Below are 10,927 nucleotides of genomic sequence, written 5' to 3' on the forward strand. Positions count from 1 at the left end.
TTATGAATTTATATATATTATATCCAATACTTACTGATAACATGATGGTACTGAAGAATTAGCCCACTGGGAGATAATAGGTACTATAGTGTGGAAACTAGTAAAAAATGCTTCAGTTGAAGATATAAAGGGAACACCCTTTGAGGCCCATTATGTAGCCCATGGCAGAAACCTATACCCTAGCAATGCAGCGGGAGTTCCTTGGACCGCTACATTTATTCAATCAAAAGAAGATCCAGTGGCTAATTTACATGAAGATATGGCAGCTGAACAGAAGGCACGGGCAACATATGAAAAGCTTATACAAGTTAGTGATGATCCAGGTGTTAGAGATGCCCTTAGATTTTTAAGACAAAGAGAGGTAGTTCACTTCCAACGTTTTGGAGAAACTTTACAAATAGTTCGAGATAGAATGGAAGAAAAGAAATATCATTAATATTGAGCAAAGGTGCCTTTATCCCTTCTTTGCTCTGTACAGGGTGCAAGGTGCAGAGAGCAGGGATTTGGTAATCCCATAATATATGGCTCTAAAATAGGCCTGAATATATTCAGGCCCTACATAGTAATATTTTTTTCGTATTATTAGTTATTCCAGTTTTGTCCATTCATCATTCCAGGACCGAACCCTTGACCATTTCCCCTTCCAAAACCTCTTCCCATGCCTCTACCATATCCACCATGGCATCCAGCTGGAAAATCAAAGCCATTTTCATTATGATACTCTTCCATATATTCCATTCTTTCATTCCAGTACTCAGCTTGCTCCTCTGTTATAGTTCCATTTTCTACTGCTTCATCAATCCTATCCCTTCTCCACTCTAACATGTCATTAAACCAATCAGGTGCATCCCCATCTGCTGCAGCAAAGGTTACCGTCCCAACTGACAATACCAATACCAATAATAATGATACACTTAATACTTTCTTCATATAAAAAACCTCCTTGTTATTTTGTAACTTAATTATACTAATAGATTATGAAGGAAATATGAAGATATAAAACTTTTATTTATTAGGTATTGTAATTGTAAATATACTCCCTTTCCCCATTTCACTTTCCACCGATATTGTTCCTTTATGGGCTTCTATAATTTCTTTAACGATAGTTAAGCCTATACCAGCACCGCCAGTTTTTCTATTTCTTGATTTGTCTCCCCTATACAGTCTTTCGAATATATGACCAATATCTTCTTTTTTTATGCCAATTCCTGTATCTTCTATTTCTATAATTGCATTATTAGTATCTTTCTTTAATGTTACTAAAACCTTTCCACCCTCGTCGGTAAACTTCAATGCATTTGATATTAAGTTTATAAGGGCTTGACTTATTTTATTTTTATCAAAGTTAATATATAAATCCTTTTCTATATGCCCTTTTAATGAAACACCCTTATTATCAAACTCAATTTTAAAATTTTTAACTATGTCTTCTATTGTTTTAGATAGATTATGATTTCCTTTATCCAATGTTATTTTATGATTTTCTATATCCGTTAAATATTTTAGCTGTTCAACAAGGTTTATAAGCCTATTTATTTCTTCTCTAAAAATATACATTCTTTCCTTACTAGGCTCCCATATACCATCTATAATAGCCTCAATATGACTTTGTAATACCGAAAGGGGAGTTCTTAGTTCATGGGCCATATCCCTTGTCAATTGTTTTCTTAAAATTTGTTGATTTTTTAGGGATTCTGATAAATGATTTATAGAATTTGATAGTTCTTTTACCTCAGTAATGGTATTTGATGTTTCCAATTTTGTATCCAGATTCCCTTTAGTAATATCATTTGCAGCATCAGTTACTTTTATAATGGGTTTTGATATTATTTTTGAAAAATACATTCCAAGTACTATGGCTATAATTATAGATATTAGTGCCCCGTAAATAATAGATTTATTTATACCCTTAGTAAATTCTATATCCCTTTCAGATATGGTAAATGGCCCTATATATCCAACTTCTAGTGTTCCGATTTTTTTACCATCTATTTTTAAATCATAGCTTTTAGTTCTATAGTCTTCATCCCCATTAAATTTGCTATTGCGTCCTTGTCCCATTCCCTTGCCCATCATTTTCATCATATTTCTATGGTGCCTCATCATATCACTTTCCATAGAAGATTTAAAAATAGGATTATCATCTGAATCTTTAATTAAAATATCGAAATCTTTTATAAGAGGGGATAATGATATATTATATAAATTTTCATTTGTCCATCCATCACAACTTTCATAATTGTTTTCAAGTAAATTAATTATCTGACCTATTTTATTTTCTTGTTCACTTTTCATATAGGTATCAAACTTATTAAAAACTGTTATATTTGTTATTATACTTACAAATAATATGGAAAAAACAGAAACCAATAATAGCAACAATATTATTCTTGTTCTTAATTTATTAAACATATTTAATCCTCCATAAATTTATACCCTACACCATAAACTGTTTTTATATAATTTCCCCTATCATTAATTTTATGTCGTATGTTTTTCACATGGGTATCAATGGTTCTATCATAGCCTATATAGTCAAAACCTAATGCTTTTGTAATTAATTCATCCCTTGAAAAGACCTTTCCTACATTTTGTGCCAAAATAGATAATACCTTGAATTCTGTTGGAGTCAAGTCTATCAATTCATCATTTTTAAATACTTCCATTTTATTAGTATCTATAACCAACTCTCCATCATTTATTTCTAAAATTGTAGCTTTTATATCTTCTTTATTTGTTCTTCTAGCTATAGCCCTTATTCTAGCTAAAAGTTCTTTAGGACTAAAGGGCTTTACAACATAATCATCTGCTCCTATATCAAGACCATTTATTCTATCCTCCTCTTCAACCTTTGCAGTTAACATTATTATAGGAATATCAGATTTTAACCTTATTTTTTTACATACTTCCTCTCCAGATAACTTAGGCATCATTAAGTCTAGTATTACAAAATCTACATCTTCTTCATAAAATATGTCAAGGGCCTCATGTCCATCATATGCTGTAAAAACCTTATATCCATCTTTTTCTAAATATGCTGCCACAACATTGACAATCTGTTTTTCATCATCTACAACTAAGATATTTTTCATTTTTATCACCTCTATTTTTCATATAATAAATATAGTAAAAAATCCAGTAACTTTACTGGATTTTTTACTCTCTCAATTTTCTCATTTTTTGTTCATATTCTTCTTCACTTATTTCCCCTTTAGCATACCTCTCTTTTAGTATATCCACTGCTCTATGGGAAGCTCTATATTGCTGATTTTTACTATTCTCTTTAGATATTAATCTATAAACTAAGTAAATTACCACACCTATAACTGCTATTCTTAATATTCCACCTAATATCATCAATGGCCAAAAACCATTAAACCCATTAAAAAAATCAAATCCCCGTCCAAACATATGCATAAAAATTCCTCCTTTTTATTATTTTACCCCTTTTTTATTAAATAATAAACACTTTTTTCAAAGTAGTAATAAGACATCTACTATAGTTAATATGAATATATCACAGTACAATTATATATTACAATTATGAAGGAAATGTGAAGAATTATAGGAACAAAGGTGTCTTCGGTGCTTCTTTATTCTATGAAGGGTGCATAGCACTTAATTTTTTTACAAAAAAATTAACTTTTCTAAAAATCAAAAAAGCGGCTAAGCCGCTTTTATGTTGATTTAGCAGCCGCCACCATAATAACATGGTACAAATAATATAACTAGTAATAGGAAGAAAAATAATAATTCACTACCTATACCTTCACCATAACCGTATCCCATAATGACACCTCACTTCATATAGTATAGTAGGATATCTACATCCTACTATATACTATGACGTTATTACTAGAATTGTTAATACAAAATATAAGGAGTGATTTTCTTGAATAATGATTTCATTAATAAAAAAATCAAAAACTTAATACCTAAGTATAGGAACGCTAAATTTAAGCACAATGGTAGGTCTTTAGAAGAAGGTATAGATTGTTTAGGCTTTATTATTTTATTCTATAGAGAATTTGGAGTAGATATACCTAATGATGACGGTCGTCCAATAGAAGAAGATTGGTACAAGAAAGAACCTGATAGATATATAAGAGCTATTAAAAATATGAATCTAAAAGAAGTAAAGGTAAAAGATCTACAGCCTTTAGATATGGTTTACTTTGCAGTAAGCAGAAATATAATAACCCATACAGGTATAATGATAAATAAAAGACAGTTTATCCACATGTCTCCCAAAAGTGGATTTTTAATTAGCAAATTAGAAAGACATTGGTTAAGACGGTTTAGGGGTGCTATGAGAATTATAGAATAAGATATCTCATTATAAAACAACTCCTTAAAGGCTAAAATATAATATATACTACCCGGTAAAAAAATAATATTAGCTATTAAGTATAATAATATTTTATGTTAAAATAAGTAATAGACCTTAAATGGAAACTTTAGAAAAAGGAGTTATCATAATGGATTATATTATATTAATTGTAGGTTTTGCCTTATTAATCAAAGGAGCTGATTACTTTGTTGATGGTGCATCATCAATAGCTAAAATATTTAAAGTCCCTACCATACTTATAGGACTTACCATAGTTGCCTTTGGTACCAGCGCTCCAGAGGCCGCAGTAAGTATAAATGCTGCTTTACAGGATTCCAGTGAAATAGCTGTGGGAAATATAGTAGGCTCTTGTATTTTTAATTTACTTTTAGTTATAGGGATATCTTCTATGATTAAACCAATTAAGATTCAACGTCAAACATTACTTAAGGAATTTCCATTTCTACTATTAACGTCTATAATACTATTTATATTAAGTTTTGATGTGGAGCTTCAAGGGCATGTTAAAAATACTTTAACAAGGGCAGATGGACTAATACTATTATCAGTATTCTCTGTATTTTTATATTACCTTATAGAAATGGCATTAACATCTAAAGATGCTAAGGACCAACTAGAAGAAGATGTTGCAAAAATGCCTCTGCCAAAAAGTGTATTTTTTTCAATACTAGGTTTTATCGGAATAGTTTATGGTGGTAATATTGTTGTAGATTCTAGCACTACAATAGCCCTACAACTGGGCATGAGTGAAACATTAGTGGGACTTACAGTAGTTGCCTTTGGTACATCACTACCTGAACTTGTAACATCTGTTGTCGCAGCCTTTAAAGGCGAAAATGATATAGCTATAGGTAATGTTGTTGGTTCTAATGTTTTTAATGTATTATTAGTTTTGGGAGTTACATCTGTAATAAAAACCTTACCTATAGATCCTAAAGTATTCTTTGATATGTTATATCTATTAGGTGCTACAGTACTTACTTTTATATTTGTAACCACCCAAAGAAAGACAACAAGATTTGAAGGTGCATTAATGTCTATAGCACATATTGGATATATGGCTTATATTATAGTGAGAAACTAGTAAAAAAAGGGCGATGCCCTTTTTTTTAATTGTTAATTGTTAATTATAAAATCTAGGTGCCGTTGGCACCTCTTTGTTCGGTGTAAAATATAGAAATTTATTAATCCCATAATACCTAGAAGGATTCACAATACGAAAGTTTCTAATAATACTCAAAACCTCCCGTCTTTCAATTCACAATTAACAATTCACAATTAACAATTAATAATCCCCCTTTCCCACTAATATAATAATCATATAATCAATATTAACTGGGGTGATTTTTTTGTCTTTATTTAGTTTAGGTGCCATATCTATAGCCCTTGGATTAGATGCTTTTGGTGTTGCTTTATCCCTTGGATTGGATAGAAAAATAACAAAGAAAATAGCTTTTTTAGTAATAATACTATTTTCTTTTTTCCAATTTTTCTTCGTGTTTTTAGGTGGTATTGCTGGTGATTTATTTAATAGATATATATTTAGTGTTCCGTCTTTAGTAGGGGGCATTATAATCTTTATTGTAGGAATATTAATGATTAGGGAAGGTTTATCAAACAATGAAAAACTACCAAAACTACATATCCTTGTATTATTAGTCTTAGCAATAAGTGTAAGTATAGATGCTCTAGTTGTGGGTTTTTCAACATTTAACATTTTTAGAATAAAAAAGATACTATTTGAGAATTCTATAGTAGTGGGTATAATTACTGCACTTCTAACAACTTTGTCCTTTATTCTTTGTAAAAAAATAAGAAAATATAAGTTTGTAAAAGAATATGCAGATATTTTAGGTGGAGTTATACTTATAATTTTTGGTTTAAAAATGATTTTTTTCTAATAATAACAGAAGTATTATCCAATGATTACATTATATATTTATATTTCATTCCTTATCTAATGATAGCTAATATTACATGTTTTATTTATTTAATTTCTACACACAATACTAGTACAGTAACAAATAAACAAAGAGAGGAGTGAAATAGATTATGAATAACAATAATACTAATTCAAGAAATACTAACAAATTAGTTGTTCCTGAGGCTCGTATGGCTTTAAATCAAATGAAAACTGAAATAGCTAGCGAACTTGGAATGAGTAATTATGATGGTATGGATAAAGGAAACCTAACAGCTAGACAAAATGGTTATGTTGGTGGATATATGACTAAAAGACTAGTTGAAATGGCTCAAAGACAAATGGGTGGAACTAACGGAACTACTAGATAATCATCTATAAAAATAAAAAACAAAGATAGGTAGTTAACTACCTATCTTTGTTTTTTGCATTTTATTCTTCATTTGCCGGTGGCGTAAAGGTTCTTTGTCCAAGTTCCTTATCCATCATATAAAGACCGTGGCTATTATCTCCAAGTCTTTTTAATCTAGCTATGATGTCTTTCATAGAGTTCTCTTCTTCAACTTGCTCATCTATAAACCACTTTAACATACTTATTGTAGCATGTTCCCTCTCCTCAGTTGCAGTATCCATTAATTTATATATTCTCTCTGTAACTTTCCTTTCATGTTCAAGAGCTGACTCAAATACTTCCAATACAGAAGTATAGTCATTTTTAGGTTCATTTAACTTACCTATTGTTACCCTTCCGTCCATGTCATTTACAAAGTTATAGAATTTCATAGCATGAAATCTTTCTTCCTCTGCCTGTACTTTAAAGAAATCAGCAAATCCTGGTAAATCTTCAGCATCGCAATAAGCTGCCATAGCCAAGTAATAATGTGCTGATTCATATTCAAATCTAATTTGTTCATTTAAATCTTTCATTAATTTCTCTGAAACCACTAAATCTACCTCCTTAAAATTTTAGTTTTCATAAGATATCTTTTACTAAAACATCACTATTATGTACTTACCCGAAAAGTGTATTTATAATCAAACTTAGTATAGCATATTTTAAAGAAAAAAAACAAGGGTCGGATGGCAATAAAAAATCACTTATCCCATTCTTTATTTATGCGATAAGTGATTTCAGATATTCGTATGGTCATTATCATCTTTATTCATTTATTAACTCCCTCACTGTGCAGCCTTTTTTTCTCATCGTTAACTTCCATAGTAATTCATGAAAAACAGTTCTAAATACTAGTTCGTCTCTATAAAATATTCTTCCGTTTTTAATTTCAAATTTTTTACTTCTCATATTACCACCCCTCCTAGTACATTTAAAAAAAACTCACTACGAGTTCATAAGTATAATGGTTTTTAATGATTTTGTAAAGGGTTTTTCCGTTAAAATTTATATATTTTTTTATGAAAACCTTTCTATCTATTTAATCCATTAAGATTATATCTAATTTTTTATAAATACTATACCCTATCTTATCAGTAATGGGCATATTATTATCTTTTAAAAATTTTACAAGTGCCCTTTTCATTCCATCTCCATAAATCCCATCTATACCACCATAATAATATCCTCTCATTTTAAGTCTTTTCTGTACTTCAGAAACATCACTTCCCCTAGCTCCTGGTCGTAATGTTCTAAATCCATTTCCAAAGGGCCCAAAATGCCCTCTAACTAGCGATACAGGGGTGTTATGTTTTACTATATCATATAGCTCTTCAACGTCCTTATTCCGCATTCTAATGCATCCATGGGATGCATTAGAGCCTATCGAGTAAGGTTTGTTAGTACCATGTATCCCATATTTGCCCCAAGGTACATTTAACCCCATCCATCTAGAACCAAATCCTCCCCCCCATCTTGCCTTTTCAATTATTCTAAAACTTCCTATAGGGCTTGGGGTTTTAGCTTTTCCTGTTGCAACCACATACTTTTTAATAAGTTTGTTACTATCGAGATCTATAACATATAATAACTTCTCATTTATATATATTATTATTCCCACATTATCGTACCTATGTTCTGCCCTTTTTACCAAATCATCTTCCAGTTCATTATTTATTTTTCCTAATTCTATATTCATTTTATCCCCAACTATTAGTATAATAAACACGAATAAAAAAGCTAATACAATAAGTGAAAACCTTCTAAACAAGCCTACCCCTCCTTATTTATTAAATTATATGCACAAAAGTTTTAAATACAACTTTTATTAATAATTAGGATAAGCTTTGTTTTTCTGCTGGTTTTATTATATGTTTTTTTTATTAATTTGTGATTAAAAAAACTACTCTAAAGTAGAGTAGTTTTTTTAATCCTACAAACTAGGGGTTTTTACATTAATTACCTCAAAGTTTTCCCCTTGATCTGCCTTTAATGTCATCATTGTATTTTTAGGACATACTATTATTTGATTTTCAGTAACTACTGATTCTTCATCTCCTATTCCTATGGTTCCCTTTCCTTTAACCACATAGAAAAAAACATTTACAGGTACTTTATGTTTCCCTAATACGTCATCTTGATTTAGCATTATTTTAGTAATAGTAGCATCTTCATGCTTTAGTACCACCGCTGATTCTACACCTCTAGGATTAATTTTACCTTTTACTTCCTCTAGTTTAATAATTTCCATTTTTACTTCCTCCTTTTTGTTTGTTTAAAATTTCTTCTAACTTGCCTTTTACCTCTTTTCCCCCAACCTTACATTTATTAAATTTTTCATGTTCATTCGCTAAAGCCTTAGCATATTCTTCACAGTTTTTATATCCACAGGCTCTACAGTTGTATTGGGGTAATATATTTTGAATTTCTAATAATAAGGAATCATTATTAAAAGTTGTTAACACATCCTTCACATCCACTGTTTTATCTAATATATAACCAATTAATAATATAGCCACAATAGTAAGAACTCCTCTACTTAACATAAATTTTAGTCCCAAAAATTTAGATTCAACAAGTAACATAGGAATTTTAATTACTGCCCAAGAACTAATTATTACCACTATATTTGATATACTAGCTCCTTTTCCTAGTAATGAAAAAGCAACTGGAAAAGCAGCATATATAGGTCCTGCTGAAATTGAACCTAGTAACATGGAAATAAGTTTTCCCTTTAGTCCAGAATTCTTACCAAGGTTCTTTGTAATGACTTCCTTAGGGATCCATACAGTTATTAATCCTGATATAATAAATACCGCTGGAAGTATCTCTAACATTTCCTTTAAATATCCTCCTGTAGTTTTAACCGAAGTAATAAACACTTCCTTACTGTACAGTAAAGTTGCTAGATATAAAATTATTGTTATTATCTTTATTTTATGTTTTTTCATTATATCAGTTAGTATCACATCAATACCCCCATTCCCAATGCTATTATTATGGCTACTAAAATACTTATTCCATTTCTAATAAAGGTAAATTTTTTGCCAAAATATTTAATTTCTATAGGCATAGTCGCAAAGCCAACCATGGTTAATGTAGTTATAAAGGCCGATATAGCCACTAAATTAGCCCCACTATTTAACAAAGACCCTGCCAATGGGAAGGCAACAAAGGCTGGTATTATAGTTATGGTGCCTATTAAAGCTCCCCAACCTATACTTAACATTTCATTTTTACTACCCAAAAGAGTTTTAATTATTGATTCTGGAATTAAAGAAAGAAATAATGCCACTAGTGCCATTAGGAAAAATACTTCTGAAAAAGTGCTTTTAAATAATTTGAATGACATATATACAACTTTTTTTGTCTTTAATTTATCTTTTATTAAAGACCATATTAAAGCTGTTACTGCCAATACTATTAATAATATAGTAGTCATAATAACCTCCTTTTGAATGAATGTTCATTCATTTTTAGTTAAAAAAAATTATTTTTTTATTCCATTTAAAATGAATTCAAATATCTCTTTTTTTGCTGTTTTATAGTTACTGTTGTTTTCTTTAGCCTCTAAGGTATAAACTACTCCTCTTATAGCATGAAAGATAACATTAGAGATAATCTCACAATTAACTTCTCTTATTTCATCATTTTCCTTCGCTTTTTTAAGCATATTTGAAAAAATAATAGGTAATTCATTTAAAAACTTTTGAATATGTTCTATAGGCCTATCATTGGGTATCATACTCTCTTGTATCAATACTTTCCCAACATTTCTATTTTCCATAAGATCATTAAAGTGAAAATCTAAAAATAGTTCTATTTTTTGTGAAATATCTTTTTGATCTTCATTAATCTCATTTAAAAATTTTATTCTTTTTTCATGTTCAACTTCAAAAATATAGTCAATTATTTCATCTTTATTTTTAAAATAATTATATATTGTTCCTACTGAAATGTTAGCATCATTTGCTATCATCTTTATTGTTGTATTATGATATCCCCTCTCTGCTATTACTTTCACGGCAGATTCTCTTATAATTTGTTTTTTTTCCATAGTCGCCTCCTCTGAATGAATGTTCATTCATTTATATAATACATAAAATATAATACCCTGTCAAGGTATTATCTATCTAATCAGAAATTTCGCATCTAATTTCCAGTAAAAATTTTACTCATACAAAAAATGTTTATTATACACATTTTACTATTAATGGGTATCAAAAGACCGTTTGGCCCTAAAAAAGGATACACTTTCCCCCTC

At 29.8% G+C, this 10,927-nt stretch carries 15 protein-coding genes and 1 pseudogene; 5 read left to right on the top strand and 11 right to left on the bottom strand.

Annotation, left to right across the window (positions count from 1 at the left end; all coding sequences use genetic code 11):
- Window positions 1-58: 58 nt before the first annotated feature.
- Window positions 59-436, top strand: a pseudogene (locus V6137_RS10005) (manganese catalase family protein); the annotation flags it as partial.
- 146 nt (window positions 437-582) lie between these two features.
- Here the strand turns inward: V6137_RS10005 and V6137_RS10010 are convergent.
- The 4 genes from V6137_RS10010 to V6137_RS10025 form a co-directional block, all read right to left on the bottom strand.
- Window positions 583-930, bottom strand: coding sequence for a DUF2680 domain-containing protein (locus tag V6137_RS10010; protein WP_425447786.1), 348 nt, complete (start codon window positions 928-930; stop codon window positions 583-585).
- Between the two features lie 75 nt (window positions 931-1,005).
- Window positions 1,006-2,412 (bottom strand): sensor histidine kinase, encoded by a 1,407-nt coding sequence (locus V6137_RS10015; RefSeq protein ID WP_425447787.1) that lies wholly within the window; start codon window positions 2,410-2,412, stop codon window positions 1,006-1,008.
- 2 nt (window positions 2,413-2,414) lie between these two features.
- Window positions 2,415-3,092, bottom strand: a complete 678-nt coding sequence (locus tag V6137_RS10020; RefSeq protein ID WP_425447788.1) for a response regulator transcription factor — start codon at window positions 3,090-3,092, stop codon at window positions 2,415-2,417.
- A gap of 64 nt (window positions 3,093-3,156) precedes the next feature.
- Window positions 3,157-3,417, bottom strand: coding sequence for an SHOCT domain-containing protein (locus tag V6137_RS10025; protein ID WP_425447789.1), 261 nt, complete (start codon window positions 3,415-3,417; stop codon window positions 3,157-3,159).
- 475 nt (window positions 3,418-3,892) lie between these two features.
- Between V6137_RS10025 and V6137_RS10030 the strand changes: the two genes are divergently transcribed.
- From V6137_RS10030 to V6137_RS10045, 4 genes are all read left to right on the top strand, one after another.
- Window positions 3,893-4,327, top strand: coding sequence for a C40 family peptidase (locus V6137_RS10030; protein ID WP_425447790.1), 435 nt, complete (start codon window positions 3,893-3,895; stop codon window positions 4,325-4,327).
- 151 nt (window positions 4,328-4,478) lie between these two features.
- Window positions 4,479-5,435 (top strand): calcium/sodium antiporter, encoded by a 957-nt coding sequence (locus V6137_RS10035; RefSeq protein ID WP_425447791.1) that lies wholly within the window; start codon window positions 4,479-4,481, stop codon window positions 5,433-5,435.
- Between the two features lie 256 nt (window positions 5,436-5,691).
- Entirely contained in the window at window positions 5,692-6,252 is a 561-nt protein-coding gene (locus tag V6137_RS10040) for a manganese efflux pump MntP (RefSeq protein WP_425447792.1), read from the top strand.
- A 151-nt stretch (window positions 6,253-6,403) separates the two neighbouring features.
- Window positions 6,404-6,643, top strand: coding sequence for an alpha/beta-type small acid-soluble spore protein (locus tag V6137_RS10045; RefSeq protein ID WP_425447793.1), 240 nt, complete (start codon window positions 6,404-6,406; stop codon window positions 6,641-6,643).
- Between the two features lie 61 nt (window positions 6,644-6,704).
- On the opposite strand, the gene V6137_RS10050 is transcribed toward V6137_RS10045, so the two are convergent.
- The 7 genes from V6137_RS10050 to V6137_RS10080 form a co-directional block, all read right to left on the bottom strand.
- Window positions 6,705-7,217, bottom strand: coding sequence for a ferritin (locus tag V6137_RS10050; RefSeq protein ID WP_425447794.1), 513 nt, complete (start codon window positions 7,215-7,217; stop codon window positions 6,705-6,707).
- Window positions 7,218-7,431: 214 nt separating this feature from the next.
- Complete coding sequence (locus V6137_RS10055; protein ID WP_425447795.1) at window positions 7,432-7,575, bottom strand: hypothetical protein; 144 nt, start codon at window positions 7,573-7,575, stop codon at window positions 7,432-7,434.
- A gap of 130 nt (window positions 7,576-7,705) precedes the next feature.
- Complete coding sequence (locus V6137_RS10060; RefSeq protein WP_425447796.1) at window positions 7,706-8,434, bottom strand: L,D-transpeptidase family protein; 729 nt, start codon at window positions 8,432-8,434, stop codon at window positions 7,706-7,708.
- A gap of 162 nt (window positions 8,435-8,596) precedes the next feature.
- A complete protein-coding gene (locus tag V6137_RS10065) occupies window positions 8,597-8,914 on the bottom strand; it encodes a cupin domain-containing protein (protein WP_425447797.1) in 318 nt (105 codons plus the stop codon).
- Window positions 8,901-9,632 (bottom strand): permease, encoded by a 732-nt coding sequence (locus V6137_RS10070; RefSeq protein WP_425447798.1) that lies wholly within the window; start codon window positions 9,630-9,632, stop codon window positions 8,901-8,903. The genes V6137_RS10065 and V6137_RS10070 overlap by 14 nt, the downstream gene beginning before the upstream one ends.
- Window positions 9,629-10,105: a permease gene (locus V6137_RS10075; RefSeq protein WP_425447799.1), complete on the bottom strand. Its 477-nt coding sequence runs from the start codon at window positions 10,103-10,105 to the stop codon at window positions 9,629-9,631. The genes V6137_RS10070 and V6137_RS10075 overlap by 4 nt, the downstream gene beginning before the upstream one ends.
- 48 nt (window positions 10,106-10,153) lie before the next feature.
- The gene (locus V6137_RS10080; RefSeq protein WP_425447800.1) at window positions 10,154-10,720 is read right to left on the bottom strand and encodes a TetR/AcrR family transcriptional regulator; all 567 of its coding nucleotides are present in this window, start codon (window positions 10,718-10,720) and stop codon (window positions 10,154-10,156) included.
- Window positions 10,721-10,927 lie beyond the last annotated feature (207 nt).

This window comes from Dethiothermospora halolimnae, assembly GCF_037577855.1.
Lineage (GTDB): Bacteria > Bacillota > Clostridia > Tissierellales > VENL01 > Dethiothermospora > Dethiothermospora halolimnae.